The 16,801-nt window shown below is 64.8% G+C and carries 16 protein-coding genes; 8 read left to right on the forward strand and 8 right to left on the reverse strand.

Annotated elements, in window-relative coordinates:
- Positions 1 to 165: 165 nt before the first annotated feature.
- Together ychF and bla are read left to right on the forward strand one after the other, a co-directional pair.
- Positions 166 to 1,257: a redox-regulated ATPase YchF gene (gene ychF, locus ACF3ND_RS03000; protein ID WP_394064104.1), complete on the forward strand. Its 1,092-nt coding sequence runs from the start codon at positions 166 to 168 to the stop codon at positions 1,255 to 1,257.
- A 266-nt stretch (positions 1,258 to 1,523) separates the two neighbouring features.
- Positions 1,524 to 2,450 carry a class A beta-lactamase gene (gene bla, locus ACF3ND_RS03005; protein WP_394064106.1) on the forward strand — a complete coding sequence of 309 codons (927 nt, stop codon included), beginning with the start codon at positions 1,524 to 1,526 and terminating at the stop codon, positions 2,448 to 2,450.
- A 117-nt stretch (positions 2,451 to 2,567) separates the two neighbouring features.
- Here bla and ACF3ND_RS03010 read toward each other — a convergent pair whose 3' ends face one another.
- The 4 genes from ACF3ND_RS03010 to ACF3ND_RS03025 all read right to left on the reverse strand — a co-directional run bounded on the left by ACF3ND_RS03010 (position 2,568) and on the right by ACF3ND_RS03025 (position 8,100).
- Positions 2,568 to 3,590, reverse strand: a complete 1,023-nt coding sequence (locus ACF3ND_RS03010; protein ID WP_394064107.1) for an AraC family transcriptional regulator — start codon at positions 3,588 to 3,590, stop codon at positions 2,568 to 2,570.
- 214 nt (positions 3,591 to 3,804) lie between these two features.
- Positions 3,805 to 4,932, reverse strand: coding sequence for a cupin domain-containing protein (locus ACF3ND_RS03015; RefSeq protein WP_394064109.1), 1,128 nt, complete (start codon positions 4,930 to 4,932; stop codon positions 3,805 to 3,807).
- Positions 4,933 to 5,083: 151 nt separating this feature from the next.
- The gene (locus tag ACF3ND_RS03020) at positions 5,084 to 6,883 is read right to left on the reverse strand and encodes an autotransporter domain-containing protein (RefSeq protein ID WP_394064111.1); all 1,800 of its coding nucleotides are present in this window, start codon (positions 6,881 to 6,883) and stop codon (positions 5,084 to 5,086) included.
- Between the two features lie 569 nt (positions 6,884 to 7,452).
- A complete protein-coding gene (locus ACF3ND_RS03025) occupies positions 7,453 to 8,100 on the reverse strand; it encodes a carbonic anhydrase (protein ID WP_394064113.1) in 648 nt (215 codons plus the stop codon).
- Between the two features lie 108 nt (positions 8,101 to 8,208).
- On the opposite strand from ACF3ND_RS03025, the gene cynR reads away from it, so the two are divergent.
- Positions 8,209 to 9,096 carry a transcriptional regulator CynR gene (cynR, locus tag ACF3ND_RS03030; protein ID WP_394064115.1) on the forward strand — a complete coding sequence of 296 codons (888 nt, stop codon included), beginning with the start codon at positions 8,209 to 8,211 and terminating at the stop codon, positions 9,094 to 9,096.
- Positions 9,097 to 9,104: 8 nt separating this feature from the next.
- On the opposite strand, the gene ACF3ND_RS03035 is transcribed toward cynR, so the two are convergent.
- From ACF3ND_RS03035 to ACF3ND_RS03050, 4 genes are all read right to left on the reverse strand, one after another.
- A complete protein-coding gene (locus tag ACF3ND_RS03035) occupies positions 9,105 to 9,632 on the reverse strand; it encodes an ureidoglycolate lyase (protein WP_394064117.1) in 528 nt (175 codons plus the stop codon).
- 100 nt (positions 9,633 to 9,732) lie between these two features.
- Entirely contained in the window at positions 9,733 to 9,927 is a 195-nt protein-coding gene (locus ACF3ND_RS03040; RefSeq protein WP_394064119.1) for a heavy-metal-associated domain-containing protein, read from the reverse strand.
- A 71-nt stretch (positions 9,928 to 9,998) separates the two neighbouring features.
- The gene (locus tag ACF3ND_RS03045) at positions 9,999 to 11,084 is read right to left on the reverse strand and encodes a helix-turn-helix transcriptional regulator (RefSeq protein ID WP_394064121.1); all 1,086 of its coding nucleotides are present in this window, start codon (positions 11,082 to 11,084) and stop codon (positions 9,999 to 10,001) included.
- A gap of 142 nt (positions 11,085 to 11,226) precedes the next feature.
- Positions 11,227 to 11,664 carry an Ivy family c-type lysozyme inhibitor gene (locus ACF3ND_RS03050; RefSeq protein WP_394064123.1) on the reverse strand — a complete coding sequence of 146 codons (438 nt, stop codon included), beginning with the start codon at positions 11,662 to 11,664 and terminating at the stop codon, positions 11,227 to 11,229.
- Positions 11,665 to 11,990: 326 nt separating this feature from the next.
- On the opposite strand from ACF3ND_RS03050, the gene ACF3ND_RS03055 reads away from it, so the two are divergent.
- From ACF3ND_RS03055 to ACF3ND_RS03075, 5 genes are read left to right on the forward strand one after another with little or no spacing between them, the layout of a single operon-like run.
- Positions 11,991 to 13,160: an ABC transporter substrate-binding protein gene (locus ACF3ND_RS03055; RefSeq protein ID WP_394064124.1), complete on the forward strand. Its 1,170-nt coding sequence runs from the start codon at positions 11,991 to 11,993 to the stop codon at positions 13,158 to 13,160.
- 18 nt (positions 13,161 to 13,178) lie between these two features.
- Positions 13,179 to 14,099 (forward strand): branched-chain amino acid ABC transporter permease, encoded by a 921-nt coding sequence (locus ACF3ND_RS03060; RefSeq protein WP_394064126.1) that lies wholly within the window; start codon positions 13,179 to 13,181, stop codon positions 14,097 to 14,099.
- A gap of 4 nt (positions 14,100 to 14,103) precedes the next feature.
- Positions 14,104 to 15,075, forward strand: a complete 972-nt coding sequence (locus ACF3ND_RS03065; RefSeq protein WP_394064128.1) for a branched-chain amino acid ABC transporter permease — start codon at positions 14,104 to 14,106, stop codon at positions 15,073 to 15,075.
- A 5-nt stretch (positions 15,076 to 15,080) separates the two neighbouring features.
- Entirely contained in the window at positions 15,081 to 15,875 is a 795-nt protein-coding gene (locus ACF3ND_RS03070) for an ABC transporter ATP-binding protein (protein WP_394065772.1), read from the forward strand.
- 6 nt (positions 15,876 to 15,881) lie between these two features.
- Positions 15,882 to 16,586 carry an ABC transporter ATP-binding protein gene (locus tag ACF3ND_RS03075; protein WP_394064130.1) on the forward strand — a complete coding sequence of 235 codons (705 nt, stop codon included), beginning with the start codon at positions 15,882 to 15,884 and terminating at the stop codon, positions 16,584 to 16,586.
- The last annotated feature ends 215 nt before the right edge of the window (positions 16,587 to 16,801 follow it).

The raw sequence follows: 16,801 nt of genomic DNA on the forward strand, positions 1-16,801 counted from the left end.
CGGACGGCCGGTCCGGTTGCGGTTCGCGCCCTGGATCCACTGCGTCGGCGAGACCGCCGGAACCCTGGCAGGACCATGAACCGGCTTCAAGCCGGTTTCACCCCGGCGGCGCAGGGGCGCTACAATAGCGCATCGTTTTATAACTCTTTGTTTTTCAGGATACTCATGGCACTGCAATGCGGCATCGTTGGCTTGCCCAACGTTGGTAAATCCACTCTGTTCAACGCACTGACCAAAGCCGGCATTGCGGCCGAAAACTACCCCTTCTGCACCATCGAGCCCAACGTGGGCGTGGTGGAAGTGCCCGACAATCGCCTGCAGGCGCTGGCCGACATCGTCAAGCCCGAGCGCATCCTGCCCGCCGTGGTGGAGTTCGTGGATATCGCCGGCCTGGTGGCGGGCGCATCCAAGGGCGAGGGCCTGGGCAACCAGTTCCTGGCCAATATCCGCGAAACCGATGCGACCGTGCACGTTGTGCGTTGCTTTGCCGATGACAACGTGATCCACGTAGCCGGCAAAGTGGATCCCTTGGCTGATATCGAGATCATCAACACCGAACTGGCTCTGGCCGACCTGTCCGTGGTCGAGAAAGCCGTACAGCGCAACCAGAAGCTGGCTCGCTCCGGCGACAAGGACGCCGCCAAGCTGGTCGCTTTGCTGGAACGCATCCAGCAAGCGCTGGGTGAAGGCAAGTCTGTACGCTCCTTGAGGCTGGACGCTGAAGAGCTGCACCAGATCAAGTCCTATGGCTTCATTACGGCCAAGCCCACCATGTACGTGGCCAACGTCAAGGAAGACGGCTTCACCAACAACCCGCACCTGGAAGCCGTACAGAAGTACGCCGCCGCTGACGGCGCGCCCGTGGTCGCTGTCTGCGCCGCTGTGGAGGCGGAGATCGCGGAACTGGACGACGCCGACAAAGTTGAGTTCCTGGCCGACCTGGGCATGGACGAACCCGGCCTGAATCGCGTCATCCGGGCCGCCTACAGCCTGCTGGGCCTGCAGACCTACTTCACCGCCGGCGTGAAGGAAGTGCGCGCCTGGACCATCCGCGTGGGCGACACCGCACCCCAGGCCGCCGGGGTCATCCACACCGACTTCGAACGCGGCTTCATCCGCGCCCAGACCATCTCCTTCGACGACTACATCGCCTGCAAAGGCGAACAGGGCGCCAAGGAAGCCGGCAAGATGCGCGCCGAAGGCAAGGAATACGTGGTCAAGGACGGGGACGTGCTGAACTTCCTGTTCAACGTCTGAGCGCATCGGCTTAATTCCTTTTTCCGCCGCATCAGCACAACCCCCGCCCAGGCGGGGGTTTTTGCGTGTCAGCGCCGAAAACTGGAAAGCATCATGCGCGATGCCGGGCTGCCTGCGGCGAATGGCTTGTCAGGCGCTGCGCTTTGCTATAGAAATCGGCTCTAAAAATGGCTTGAAGGGCTGTTGTCTTCGGGTCTTTTCCTTTGGGCCCGGCGCGTCGGCAGCAGGACGCCGGGCCGTTTCACCCAGGCTGCCCAGGAGTTTGCATGAAAAAATCGCCCATCTTCGTCCCAGATGCTTCTTGTTCTGCGATACGGCTTTCTCTGGACCGCCGGACCTTTCTGCTGGGTCTGGGAGCGATGGGCGTCCTGCAGGCCATGCCGTTCCAGGCCGTGGCCGCCAAGGCCACCGGCCTGGACCTGTCCGCCCTGGAGGCCCGGTACGGCGGGCGGCTGGGCCTCTGCGCCACGGACGGCCGGCGCCGGGCGGACTGGCGCTCCGATGAGCGCTTCGCCTATTGCTCCACCTTCAAGCTGTTCCTGGCGGCCTGCGTCTTGCAGCGCGTCCAGGAGGGCCTGGAGCGGCTGGACAGGCCTGTCGCCATCACGAAAGACGATATGGTCGCCCACGCGCCCGTCACCGGGGAGGCGGTAGGTTCCGCCTTGACGGTGGCGCAGCTGTGCAAGGCGACCGTGCAGCTCAGCGACAATCCGGCTGCCAACATCCTGCTGCGGGAGATAGGCGGGCTGGAGACGCTGCGGGACTGGTACCGCTCCATCGGCGACACGGTGACGCGGGCGGATCGCTACGAGACCGAGTTGAACACGGCGTTGCCCGGCGACCCGCGCGACACCACCACGCCGGCCCAGTACGTGGCCGACATGCAGGTCGTGCTGGGCGGCAAGGTGCTGGCGCCGCCGCAGCGCGGCCAGTTGGAGGAATGGCTGATCGGCACGCCCACCGGTGCGGGACGGCTCAAGGCGGCCTTGCCGCCGGGCTGCCGCCTGGGGCACAAGACAGGGACCGGAGACCGGAACACGCACAATGACATCGGCGTCATCTGGACGCCGGAGGGCACGGCCATCTACATCGTTGCGTATTTCACGGACGCTCGCGGAGGAACGGACGAGCAGCGCGATGCCGTGCTGGCCCAGGCTGCCCACATGAGCCTGCAGACGCTGGGATACGCCTGAGCATCAGGCTTTGAGCGCGCCATGACGTTGGCGTATTTTCAGCGCAAGACTGGATTTGCTCGCTTCCTGGCTCCAGGGGCGGCGACGACATCGGCCGTGTGACGCGCTTGCCGGTTGTTAGCCGATATGCGGCCCGGGCTGCGATTCAGCTGGCCGCCCGAAGCGCAGCGTTTCATGCGGGGCCTGTCCGAAGCGCTGGCGGTAGGCCGCCGCGAAACGACCCAGGTGGCTGTAGCCCCAGCGCAGGGCGATGTCCGATACGGAACGGTCTGCGGATGCCTGGAGCAGGTCCTGGCGTATGCGGTCCAGCCGCAGATCGCGCAGCATCTGCATGGGGCTGACCCCATATTGCTGCTGGCACAGGCGCGACAGATTGCGCGCGCTGGAGCCGCTGTGGCGGGCGATGTCGTCCAGGCTGATGTCTTCGTGCAGGTGAGCCTGCATGTAGTCCCGGGCGCGCTGCAGGCTTTGCGGCACATGCAGGCCGTGTTCGCCCAGGATGTGCTCGCGCAGCGTCACGGATTGGGCTAGCAGCAGATGGCGGATCAGGGCTTCTTCGGCCATCCTGGCCTTGATCGCGCTCAATGCGGACGGATGGGCCAGTTGTTCGCAGAAGTAACGCAGCAGGGCGCTCCATTGCTCGCCGTCGCTGGCTTCCAGCCGGATCTGCCGGTCGAAGGCCAGCGGCCCGCGCGCGTGCCGGCCCGTCAGACGCTGGTATTCGAACTGCAGCCTGCTCAGCGGCACCTTCAGGATGATCTGCGCCGCGCCGGCCTCCCAGAGCAGGCGGTGGGGCTTGTTGGACGGCATGATCAGGCCCGAACCCGTGCTGACCGACCAATGACCTTCGTCGCACTGGATTTCCACCGAGCCTGACAAGGGCATCTGCACCAGCAGGAACTCGCCGCCGGGCCGGGTCTCCTCGACCGTGACGGCGTCGCCGTACTCCAGCCGCCACAGGCTCAGCGCGTCCGCCTGCACGCCATGCAGGCGCGCCGTCAGGGTGGAGCCGTGCGGCGTCAATTCGTGATCGTTGAGCAGCGCGGCAATGCGGGTCCGCACTTCTTCGACGTCGTGCGACACGAGAAGCGCGTGACGACCCAGAAGAGCCTGGGTCCATCCCGTCATGGTAGGGAACATGTCTGCCTCCGCTCCGGCCAGGGCGCGCCGCCGCCTGCTCGCGCCGGGATCGCCCTTGTTCGCCCGGCCCGCCTGGTGAAGGCGGCCTTCATCATGAGTTGTTCTGCGCTCAGTATAGCGCTGCCCGCCGCGAAAAAAGCGCCCCATGCGGGACGCCATGCTCAGGCTGATGATGGAGCCGGCGGGTCGCGGACGGGCTCCTCCTGCCGCAGGCTCAGGCAAGCACGGGCTGGTGGCCGCCGTTGTCCGCCAGCGCCTCTTCGCGGTAGAAGCCCATGTTCTGGATGACGGGCAGGTCGTTGAAGCAGAACAGGCAGGCGTCCTCGGTCTGGGAGGCATTGGCGTGTTCATGCCAGGCCCAGGAGGGCACGCAGAATACGTCGTGTTCCTGCCAGTCCAGGCGCTGGCCGTTGATGATGGAATAGCCGCTGCCCTTGGCGACCTGGTACAGGAAGCTGCCGGTGTGGCGGTGCGCCTTGCCCGCGAAACCGGGCCGCAGCAACTGCATGCTGGCGCCCATCGTGGCCATGACGTGGCCGCCGGTCGCGGGGTTGGTGTAGTTCATCAGCAGGCAGTCGTAGGGATTGCCTTCGGCCGCCTTGGCATAGCGCAGCAAGGCCTCGTAGGTGGGCTCCCACTGGTATTTGAACAGCGGCGAGTAGGACTGGTTCCATTTGACGTCATCCGGGCGCAGGCCCGGAGCGCTCCAGATGCCCACCGCGTCGTCCACCGGAAAGCCCACCGCCTGGTGCAGGTCGGGGTGCACGCCGAAGAAGCCGGCTTCCATGGCGTTGGCCAGGGGGATGTCCAGTCCGTCCTGCCAGATGCAGGGCAGGCCGTCCTCGTCCACGCCGTGCTCGTGCCAGCAGCCGTTGGGGGTGATGACGAAGTCGTTGGCGCCCAGCGTCATCTTGTGCCCGTTCACGATGGTGTAGGCGCCGCGTCCTTCCATGATGAAGCGCAGCGCCGACGAGGAGTGCCAGTGGGCCGAGGCGCATTCGCCGGGATGCATGACCTGCAGGCCGGAGTAGAGCCAGCCCACCGCGGCGGCCACGTCCTTGCGGCCGGGATTCTCGAAATAGATCACGCGCCGCCCGGCCTTCTCGGGAGAAACCAGCGAGACCGACTGCAGCACGTGTTCGCGCAGGTCGCGATAGCGCCACAGCATGGGCACGGACTGGGACTTGGGCTGCCAGGGCTCGATCTTGTTGGCGACCGTCCAAAGGGCGGCAGTGCCCAGGCGCTCCAGATCCTTGTAGTAGGACAGCAGTTCAGGGGTGTCGGCCACGTTCGCGCGGCCGAGCACGTCTTCGCGGAAGGCATCGTAGGCAACCGTATTCATCGTTTCTCCTTGGTATCGTGCCGCAGTGCGGGAGCAGCCGGGGGGCGAAGCTCCGCGGTGGCGGCGCATGTCCATAAGGTAGCGAACGAGGCGTCAGGCTTGCTATCCCTTGCCGGACAAAGGCCATCCGAAAAAGGCCAACTGCAAGGTATCAGAAGCGATACGCGGTGTTCAGGTAAACCACCGTCTGGGCATTGGGCGCCTTGCCGACCTGGGCGCTGACGCCGGCGCCCAGGTTCCAGTTCCGGTTCAACTGGGCGGCGGCGTTCAGCTCCAGCAGGCCGCTGTTGCGGGCCCATTCCTGGCCTGTGGGCAGGTAGAAAGTGCGGTTGTCATATATGCCGTCCTGCAGGCGGGCGCCCATTTCCTGGGCGGGCTTCTTGAATTCGTGCAGCCATTGCGCGGATGCATGCACGGTCCATTGCGGGTTCAGGGGCACGGCCACCTGATAGCCCAGGCTGCTTTGCACGGAGGTCTGATCCTGGGCATTGAAGCTCATGGAGGTGGACAGGCCCTTGCCGTCCTCGTCCAGGCGCTTGATCCTGGCTTTCTGCACGCTCAGGCCCGCGACCGGACCATGGGTGAACGCGCTGGCCCGCCATTGATAGCCGGCGGATACCTTGCCGCCGAGCTGCTGTCCGCCGGCGCTGGCTCGATGTTCACGGCCGGCGGCGCCCAGGGGGATCCGGCGCCGGGTGTCATTGTCCAGGCTGGCATAGTAGAGCTGCGCGTTCATCCACAGGTCCGCGGACTGCCAGCGGCCGTATACCCCGCCCCCCTGGCGCTTTTGCGCATAGGTGTGGCGATCTTCCGCCTTGCCGTCCAGATTGTCGTAAGACAGGTAGGCGCCGATGGTCCAGGCGTCCAGGTACTGGTCCACCCCGACGAGCCAGCTGCCGCCGGTGCCGTCCAGGCGGGTGTTGACGCCATGACCGCTGCCGGTGACCGCCGCGCCCTGGGCCCAGACGGACAGCGCGCTGTTCTGCTGCCGTCCGGCTTCCTGCAGGCGGCGGTCTATATGTTGCATCTGCATCAGGCCGGCCGTGTTGGCGGCGGGCGCCAGTACGGCCATCCGAGCCGGTGCGTTCAACACGGACTGCGCATAGTCGGCGACCATGCGGTGGCCGGCCGTCGTGGGATGCACGCCGTCGGCGAACAGATAGGTCTGGTCGGCGTTGGGCTCGACCAGGTCGGCCGGCGTGCAAAGGCGTGACGAGACTGAGCCGCACGCGGTGTCCGTCACATTGGCGAACCCATAGGCGGCGGGTTCGGCCATCACTTCGTGCAGCAGGTTGGAGACGTTCAAGGGAATGATGTTGGCGGGGCTGCGGCTCAGCAGCAGGTCCAGGTTCTGGTTGTAGCTGTTGCTCATCCGGCTGGCGAGGGCGGCCAGCCAGGGAGAGCCGGCGAATGCCGGCGCCATGCCCAGATCGGGGATGTTGGGGACCAGTATGTAGCGCGCGCCGGCCTGCGACAGTTGATTGATCAGCGTGGCCTGGCCGATCAGGGATTCCGCAATGATCTCGTTCGCGTGAAACGGATCCTGGGCGGCGGCGAACAAATCGTTGGGGCCGCCCCAGACGCTGTAAAGGGCCTGGCCGTCAAGGCGTCCGCCCTGCATGGCCAGCATGTGCCGGGCCTGGGTGGTCATGGAAGGCAGGACGGGGTTGGTAGGGCCGACGGGTTTGGTGGGATCGGCTTTGTCATCCACCACGACGCGGGCGCCGCCTGCCGCATAGTCGCTGCCGCCCTGGGTGCTGGGCAGCGCTTCGTTTCCCAGGCGGCTTGCCAGATCCTGAGCCCATACCTGGCCCGGATTGGTGGTGAAGCGCGAGCCGAACTGACCGCTGTCGCTCAGGCTGTCGCCGATGAAGTAGAGGCGGGAGAAGGATTGAGCCTGGGCGTTTGCACCCAGAATGGCCAGTGCCAGGGCAAGACAGGTTTTTTTCATGATTGAGCCAGCCGACAAGAAGGGTTTTTTGATCGATGCTCCAGGAAAACAGCGGAATTCTTGGTTCCCGTCTTCAGGCTTTTCCGATTTCAATCGGGTTCACGATTCAATCGGGTTCTAGAGTCCGATCAGGAACTCGGGCAGACCTGGATTCATCACGGTCGGAGCTTGAGGGGATCAAGCTCTGCGGAGAAAAGGAGCCGTCCAACGCAAGCCTTGACGGCCGCGCCTCTCCTGCGCGTCAGGATGCTCTTTTTTCTTGCCTATTGGTTTGCGTGGTTTTCAATATGGTTCCATATCTGAACGAAAGCAGGCTGTTGCCGGACCTCTGCCAGGACGACTCTTGCAATGGAGAAAACGGCTGAAGCGGGAGATGGTGTTGTGAACTGAACGTGTCCGTTCAAGAAGGCGCAAAGCAGGGCGATGCAGGTCGGCGGCGACCGTCAACGCGGCGCCGGCCGGCCTGTTCATCATGGCCGGGGTCAACGATGGATTGCGTTCCTGAATGCAAAAAACGCCATGCCTGCGGGCATGGCGCTTGCTGGCGTATGAAGGCGGACTGCGAGGCTTCAGCGGCTGTTGGGGGCTGCCCGCACGGTGGGGTTCTCGGCCAGGGGGACGAACTTCATGGCGCCGCCGTCGTAGGCTTCGATGGTGCCCGATTCGATGTCGTAGACCCAGCCGTGCAGGGTCAACCGGCCTTCGGACATGGCCAGGCGCACCGAGGGGTGGGTCTGGATGTTCGCCAGCTGGGCGATCACATTTTCGCGCACCATGGAGGCGATGCGTTCGTGCTCGTTGGCGTGTTCGCGGGCTTCATTGACCAGGCGGGCCGAATCGGCGTAGCGCAGCCAATGATCCACGGCCGGCATGTGGTCCAGGCATTGGCAGGTGGCGATGGCGGTCATGGCGCCGCAATCGGAGTGGCCGCAGATGACGATGTCCGAGACGCGCAGGGCGGAGACGGCGTATTCGACCGACGCCGTGACGCCGCCGGGTTCCGGTCCATAGGACGGAACGATGTTGCCGGCGTTGCGGATCACGAAAAGGTCTCCCGGTTCACGCTGGGTGACCAGCTCGGGGACCAGGCGGCTGTCGGAACAGGAGATGAACAATGCGCGTGGGTTCTGGCGCGTGGCCAGGTTTTTGAACAATTTGGCGCGCTTGGGGTAGGCTTCCCGCTGAAACTTCAGAAAACCTTCAATAATATCTTTCATCCTTGTCCTTGTAGTCTAGGTCAGGCTGAAGATTACTCTTCCTTAATCATAAGGTAAAATACTGTTTTCTGATACAGTTAATTGGTATTGCTTATAGGAGTGGCCGGCGTGCTCTTGCGTCATCTCAATTACTTCCTGGCGGTTGCCCAGTATCAGAGCTTCACTCGCGCGGCGCACGCCCTGCATGTGTCCCAGCCGGCCTTGTCGCAGCAGATCCGTCAGTTGGAAGATCACTTGGGCGCGCAATTGTTCGACCGCAACGGGCGCATTGTGCGCCTGACCGACGCCGGCGAGGTCTATCGGCGCTATGCCCGTCAGGCCCTGCAGGACCTGGAGGAGGGGCGGCGCGCCATCCACGACGTGGGCGATCTCAGTCGCGGCTCGCTGCGCGTGGCCGTGGCGCCCACCTTCACATCCTATCTGATCGGGCCCCTGGTCGAGGCCTTCCACCGTCGCTATCCCAATGTGCGCCTGGTCATGCAGGAAATGCTGCAGGAACGGGTCGAGACCCAGTTGGTGGAGGACGAGCTGGACATAGGCATCGCGTTCGAAAAACCCACGTCCGCCGCTGTCGAGTTCCAGCCCCTGCTGGTGGAGACGCTGGCGCTGGTGGTGGGCCGCACGCATTCGCTGGCGGAGCGCCGCAGCATAGACCGCGACACCTTGATGCGCGAATCCCTGGTGCTGCTGACGCCGGAGTTCGCCACCCGCGGACAGATCGAGCGCCATTGCCGCCAGCATGACCTGGATCTGCATGTACTGATGGAGTCCAATTCCCTGAACGCCGTCATCGAGATCGTACGGCGCACCGGCCTGGCCACCCTGCTGCCGGCCGCCATTGCCGGCAACAGCGAATATCTGGCGGCGGTGGGGCTGGAGCCGGCGCCTCCGCAGCGGCGCGCCATCCTGATGCAGCGCAAGGGCGCCTATCAGTCGGCCGCCATGCGCGCCTTCATCGAACTGGCCCTGAAATATGGGGCTGCCTCCACCTTCTGATGCCGGCGCTACAGGGCGAGCGTGACGGGGGCTATGGAGCGGATCTCGCTTTCCTTGGCGGGTGCGCCTTCGGTCAGGTGGGCCACCAGGTCCAGGGTGGTCGACACGCGCGTCAGCATCAGGCAGGCGACTTCTCCGTCGCGCACGCGGCTGCTGTGCCAGCAGCCCGGACGCATGCATACGCCCTGACCCGGCGCGAGCACGAAGGCCTTCAAGGTGGCCAGGTCGGGCCCGCCCTGCGCGTCGCTGGCGGCCACGACATGCACCACTTCGCCGGTCAGTGGCACCAGGGCCTGCTGGGTCAGCAGGTGCTGTTCCAGGGCGGCGACCTGCGGATCACGTATACGGTAATTGATCCACAGCACTTCCGTGCCGCCGCCTTCCCCGGAGTCGAAAGCGTGCTCGCGCCAGAAGTCGGTGGCGGCGTTGCTGAAGGCGGCCCCGGCGGGCGCGTGGCTCAGGCCCTTGCCCAGCATCCAGCCGTAAGGGGCGAAGGCGTCGGGCGTCAGGGGCTGGGGGACGAGAAACGAGGACATGGATGCGCTCCGTGATCAGTCATGAGTGGGAGGCATTGTAGGCCGGCTGCGCGAGAAGGGAAGAGCGGCCCCGGCTGCGCGGGCCAGGGCCGCCCGGGCCTCAGAGCCTGGCGGGCGTGTAGCCGGCTTCTTCGATGGCCTTCAGGGCCTGGTCGGCGTCCAGGCCTTCGACCGTGACGTGGTGCTTGTCCAGGTCCGTGTTGACGGTCGCCTGGGGGGCGATGGCGTGGATGGCTTCGGTGATGCTGCGCACGCAATGGCCGCAGCTCATGTCGGGTACGGAGAATGTCGACATTGTCTGACTCCTGTTGATGGAAACAATGCAGACAGCTTAAGCCTTGCCACGGGGGCAAGGTCAAGGGCCGCTCACAGCGAGGTGATCAGGCGCAGCAGTTCGGGCTGGCGATGGCAGCCGGTCTTTTTCATGATGGAGGCCAGGTGCTTGCGCGCCGTGTCGGGCGCCATGCCCAGCACCTGGGCGGCGTCCTTGACCGCCAGGCCGCTGGCCAGGCAATGGCATAGCTGCGCCTCGGTGGGCGTCAGGGAAAAGAACTCGGCGATCAGTTCGGCGTTGGGCAGGTGAAAGATATGGCGGCATTCGAGCCGTAGCTGCAGGATGCTCTGCAGGCCCTGGCTGTAGCGCGGCTCGGCCGGTCCTATGTACAGCCGATAGGAGCGGCCCCAATTGTCGGGCAGGTGCAGTTGCCTGGGACGGCGGTCCTGCGCGCATTCCTGCAGCGCGGCCGCCAGGCGCCGGTCCCAGCGAGGATCCTGGTGGCGCAGTTGGTTGTCCGCCAATTGCAGGCCGCGGTCGTGGTCCAGTTCCTGGAACAGGTGGTGCACATCGCTCATCAGTTCGCCGCGGCTGTTGACGATCATCCAGAGGTTGTGCCGGGGTCCCAGCAACTGCCCCAGATGGGAGAGTTCGGCCACATTGCGTTGCTGCTGTTCCCGCAGGGCCTGGGCGGCCAGCGCCATGAAAGCCTGTTCGGTGCGCAGCAGCTCGGTGCTGGGCTTGTACAGGCGGCTGCGCTGGAAGCTGATGGCGGTGATCCACTGTGTGTCGTTGGTCAGCACGCAGCCGTGGATCTCGCGGATGCGGCAGGGCAGCATGAAGTCGTTCCAGAAACTGCGGCTGATGTTGTCCTGCTTGTCCAGCTCCTGGCCGCCGGAAAAGCGCGTTCCGGCGGGCGAGCCCCAGTGGCGCAGGGCCATGGGGTCGCGGGTGTGGAAATGGCTGCCGTACAGTTGCAGGGTATGGTCGGGAATGTCGGCGGTTTCCGTGTGCGCCAGGCCATGCGCGCTTTTGCTGTGCCACAGCATGGTGGCCGAATCGGCCCCCACCAGATGTTTGGCGGCCACCATGACGTCGTTCCATCCGGCCTGGCCCAGGCTCACGGCATGCAAGGCGTCGAATGCCGCGCCTTGAGGAGGCGATTGCAGTGTCAGCATGATCTATTTTCTGGACGTGATCAGTGAAGGCAAAGGCGGGCACGCGCCATTTTGCCTAAGCTAACACATTGTGTCTGAATGTTGTGCAAACGCCTGCCGCGAACCATGCGGAGCCGTTGCGCCGGCCCCGCATGGTGCGCGGCTAGAACAGCCAGGGGGCCATCTGGCGCGCCAGACTGTCCTCGGGCTTGCCCAGCCACTGGATGCGGCTGCTGGTCAGGCCGGAGCCGGAGGTCTTGTTTTCCACGAAGGCGCCATATTTGATGGTCTGGTCCTGGGCGTCCAGCAATACCACGTAGCTTTCGCTGGGGCAATTGTGCGGCTTGCAGGCGCGAAAGAGCTGGTAGTTGCGTCCGTCCGCCGAGACGGCCTCGGCCGGCGAGGCGGTGCCGTACTGGTTCACCCAGCTGGCGCGCTTGGAGACGTCCCGCATCAGCGCGCGGTACTGGTCGGCGACCGGCTTGCTGGCGGCGGCCAGGTCGGACAGGTAGACAGGGTCGGCGGCCTGCGAGTTCGCCAGCAGGCCCGCGAACAGGGCGGCGCCGGCCAGCAGACGGCATAGCTTGTTCGATGTATGCATGAAAGCTCCTGAGGATGGGCGTAGGCCCAGTTTAGCAGCGCGGCGCCGCCCGTTCGCCGGGCGGCATCAAGGAAAACGTGCATAAACCCGTATTGCCGCAGTCGTTATAGTGCTTATCCGCCTGCCGCGTTGGCGCAGGGTTGCGCCAGTCGGTAAGGTAGCATCCGGCAGCTCGTTCTCTAGGTAAAAACCACAGCTTGTCATCGGAATTCGTTCATAACTAAACTATTTATAAATAAATAGTTGGTGTGGTTGGAACCTGGATCCGGTCTGTCACACACCCTGAATAACGACAGCCTTTAAGCGCTGTGGCGCGAGGAGATAGCATGAAACGTATCGTATTGTCGGTGGCTCTGGCCACGGCTTTTGGCGGTTCGCTGGCCCATGCCGACACCATCAAGGTGGGCATGGCCATGGATACGTCCGGCCCGTTTGCGGCCGTGGGGGGCGAGGTGCGCGATGGCTTCAATCTGGCCATCAAGATGCTGGACGGCAAGCTGGGCGGCCAGCCCGCCGAATTCATCCAGCAGGACATGGCCGGCAACCCCGACCAGGCCCGCCAGCTGGTGAATCGTTTCGTCCAGCGCGACAAGATCGACTTCTTCACCGGCCCGGTCGGCTCCAACGTGGCGCTGGCCGTGGCCCCGGCCCTGTTTTCGGCCAAGGTGCCCTACCTGACCAGCAACCCCGGCCCCAGCCAGCTGGCCGGCGCAGGCTGCAACGCCTACTTCTTCGGCGTGTCCTACCAGAACGACGCCTTTGACGAAGCCGCCGGCAAGGTGGCCGCCGACCGCAACTACGACAAGATGTTCATCATTGCGCCGGACTATCCGGCCGGCAAGGACCACCTGACCGGCTTCAAGCGCGGCTACGGCAAGGAAGTCAGCGACGAGATCTACACCAAGCTCGGCCAAATCGACTATGCCGCCGAACTGGCGCAGATCCGCGCCGCCAAGCCACAGGCCGTGTACTTCTTCCTGCCCGGCGCCATGGGCATCAACTTCATCAAGCAATTCGTGGCGGCCGGCCTGAACAAGGACATCGTGCTGCTGGGCCCCGCTTTTTCGGGCGACGAGGACATCATTCCCGCAGTGGGCGAACCCATCCTGGGCATGTACAACACCGCCCAGTGGTCGCAGGACCTGGACGTGCCGGCCAACAAGACCTTCGTGGACGCTTTCCGCAAGGAATACAACGGCCGCTATCCTTCCGTGTACGCCGCCCAGGCCTATGACGTCATCCTGGCCATCGACGCCGCCGTCAAGCAGGTGGACGGCAACGTGAAGGACCGCGAAGCCGTGCTCAAGGCCCTGAAGGCCGCCGACTACGATTCCGTGCGCGGCAAGTTCACCTACGGCGCGAACAATTTCCCCATCCAGGCGTATTACCTGCGCAAGGTGGAGAAGGACGCCGACGGACGCCTTGTGAACCGCCTGGTCAGCAAGGTGTTCGACAATCACCAGGACGTCTACGTCAAAGACTGCAAACTCAAATAAGATTCAGGTGGTAGAAGCATGTCGCTCATTCTGATAACCGAGCAACTGCTGAATGGTTTGCAGTTCGGTTTGATGCTGTTCCTGATCGCCGCGGGCCTGACCCTGGTCTTCGGCATCATGGACATCATGAACCTGGCCCACGGCTCCCTCTATATGGCGGGAGCCTATGTGGCCGCGGAAACCATGCAGCGCACCGGCTCGTTCACCGCCGCCATCATCGTGGCGGTGGGCGTGACGGCCCTCGTGGGCATCGCCCTGGAAATCCTCATCATGCGCAAGCTGGTCACCCGCGACCACCTGGCGCAGGTGCTGGGCAGTTACGCGGTCATCCTGATCGCCAACGACCTGGTCAAGATGATCTGGGGCCCTACGCCCGTGATGCTCAACATGCCGGCCCTGCTGGCCGGCCCCGTCGAGATCCTGCCCGATTTCCTCTATCCGGCCTTCCGCCTGATGATCATCGCGGTGGGATTGGTCATGGCCCTGGCGCTGTACGCCTTCGTGACCAAGACCCGCGCCGGCGTGCTGGTGCGGGCGGGGGCCTCGAACCGTCAGATGGCGACATTGATGGGGGTCAAGGTGCCGGTGCTGTTCCTGGGCGTGTTCACGCTCGGGGCGGCCCTGGCCGCCCTGGCCGGCGCCCTGCTGGGCCCCATCACCGCCGTGCAGATCGGCATGGGCGAGGAGATCCTCATCCTGGTGCTGGTGTGCATCGTGATCGGCGGCATCGGCTCGATCCGCGGCGCTTTCGTGGGCGCCTTGCTGGTGGGCATGGTGGACACGGCGGGCCGCGCCTTCCTGCCCATGCTGCTGCGCAATGTGTTTCCGGCCGACGTGGCCTCCAGCGTGGGGCCCACCCTGGCCGCCATCCTGATCTACGTGCTGATGGCCGGCGTCCTGGTCTTCCGTCCATCGGGCCTGTTCCCGGCGCGAGGTTGATGACATGAGTACTTCGCGTATTTTCACCGTCCTGGTGCTGGCGGCGCTGATCGCCTTCCCGCTGCTGGCGCCCCTGTACGGGCTCGAATTCTACATTTCCTTCGTGCGGCGCATCTTCATCTACGCGATGGCGGCCAGCGCCCTGAACCTGGTGCTGGGCTACGGCGGCCTGGTGGCCCTGGGCCACGCGGCATTCTTCGGCGCCGGCGCCTACACGGTGGGCATCCTGGCCACCGAAGGCGTGGACAGCGGCCTGATCGCCTGGCCCGCCGCCATGCTGGTCTCCGGCCTGCTGGCCTTCCTGACCGGCGCGGTGTCGCTGCGCACCCGCGGGGTGTATTTCATCATGATCACCCTGGCGTTCGCCCAGATGATCTACTACCTGTTCATCTCCCTGCGCCAGTATGGCGGCGAGGACGGGCTGAACCTGTACAGCACCTCGCAGCTGCCCGGCGTGGACCTGAGCAACGACCTGGTCTTCTATTACCTGGTCCTGGCCGTGCTGGTCCTGGTGCTGTTCCTGTTCCGGCGGCTGGTCAACGCCCGCTTCGGGCAGGCCCTGATGGGCACCCGCGAGAACGAGAGCCGCATGCAGTCGCTGGGCTACCCCGTCTACCGCATCCGCCTGACCGCCTATACGATCAGCGGCGCGGTCATGGGCCTGGCCGGCGCGCTGCTGGCCAACCACAACCTGTTCGTCTCGCCCAGCCTGATGAACTGGACCCAGTCGGCAGACCTCATCATCATGGTGCTGGTCGGCGGCATAGGCCTGCTGTACGGCGGCGCGCTGGGCGCCTTCGTGATGCTGGTGCTGGAAGAGATCCTGCGCAACTGGACCGAGTACTGGCACATGCCGCTGGGCATCCTGTTGCTGGTGGTGGTGTTCTTCGCGCCCAAGGGCCTGGCCGGACTGGTGCGCATTCGTTCCGCCGCCGATCCCGCTAGCACCGCCAAACTGGCCAAGGAGCAGGCATGAGCACGATGACGATGGCGGCGCCGGCCGCAACCCATGCCGCCTCCCTGGAGGCGCGCGGCCTGGTCAAGCGCTTCGGCGCCCTCAAGGCCACGGACGATGTGTCCCTGAGCCTGGTGCCCGGCGAGATCCATGGCCTGATCGGTCCCAACGGGGCGGGCAAGTCCACCCTGATCCACCTGCTGTCGGGCACGCTGACTCCCGACGAAGGACAGCTGCTGCTGGGCGGCCGCGACGTGACTTCGCTGTCGGGCAACCAGCGCGTGGCGGCAGGCCTGGCGCGGTCTTTCCAGATCACCAACATCTTCAAGAACTACACGGTGCTGGACAACCTGGTGCTGGCCCTGCAGGCCTGCAGCGGCAGCAGCTTCCGCTTCTGGCGCGCCCGCCACGACGAGACGCAGCTCTACGAGCAAGCCCGGGCGCTGGCGGCCGAATGCGCCATAGCCGCCGAGCTGCTGCATACCCAGGCGGGCGTACTGCCGCACGGCGAGCAGCGCAAGGTGGAGTTCGCCCTGGCGCTGGCCAGCCGCCCGCAGGTCCTGCTGCTGGACGAACCCATGGCCGGCATGGGCCCCGACGAGACCCTGCGCCTGACCGAGCTGATCGAATCCATGCGCGGCAAGGCCACCATGCTATTGGTCGAACACGATATGGAGGCGGTGTTCCGCCTGGCGGACCGGATTTCCGTGCTGGTGGCCGGCCACATCATCGCCACGGGCACGGCCGCCGAGATCCGCGACAACGAGGCCGTGCGTCAAGCCTATCTGGGCGACGATGACACGCCGGTAACACCAAGGTAGGACGTCATGCTGGAAACGACTCAATTACAAAGCGGCTACGGCTCCAGCCAGGTGCTGTTCGGCGTGGACCTGTCCATCAAGGCCGGGCAGGTCGTCACCGTGCTGGGCCGCAACGGCATGGGCAAGACCACGCTGTTGCGCACCATCCTGGGCCTGCTGCCGGTGCGCGGCGGGGACGTGAAGTTCGACGGCCAGTCCATTTCGGGATGGAACCCCGACCGCATCGCCCGCGCCGGGATCGCCATCGTGCCGGAAGGGCGGCAGTGCTTTCCCAATCTGACCGTGGCCGAGCACCTGACGGCGTTCGCCTGCAATCGCAATCCCAAGGCCAGCAAGGCCTGGACGCCGGAGCGGGTGTACGACTTCTTCCCGCGCCTGCGGGAGCGGGCTTCCAATATGGGCAATCAGCTCTCGGGCGGCGAGCAGCAGATGCTGGCCATCGGCCGGGCCCTGGTCACCAATCCCAAGCTGCTGATCCTGGACGAGGCCTCCGAGGGCCTGGCGCCCAAGATCCGCGAGGAGATCTGGAACTGCCTGGCCGTGCTGCGCGAGGAAGGGCAGACCATCCTGCTGATCGACAAGTATGTGGAGCGGCTGATGGCGCTGGCCGACCACCACATCATCCTGGAACGCGGCAAGCTGGTCTGGCAGGGCGATTCGGACGCCCTGGGGGCTGACCGGTCGCTCTGGACGCGCTATCTGGGCGTGTAGGGCAGCCGACACTCTTCCGCGCCGGCGCATGGAGCGCGCCGCAGGTCGATTACGATCTGCGGCACGTTTTTCATGGTCGGCCAGGGCCGCCGTTCCCGGCTTGTGAAAGTTCCCTACGGCGGGAACGGAATCATGTTTGTTTGCGGTGTATCAATATGTAATGTCCGACCTTTCCTTACGATGACCTTAAGGCCAGAAGGGTTATGGGTCCTGCC

Origin of the sequence: Alcaligenes sp. WGS1538 (genome assembly GCF_043187505.1) — a bacterium.
Taxonomy (GTDB): Bacteria; Pseudomonadota; Gammaproteobacteria; order Burkholderiales; family Burkholderiaceae_B; genus Alcaligenes.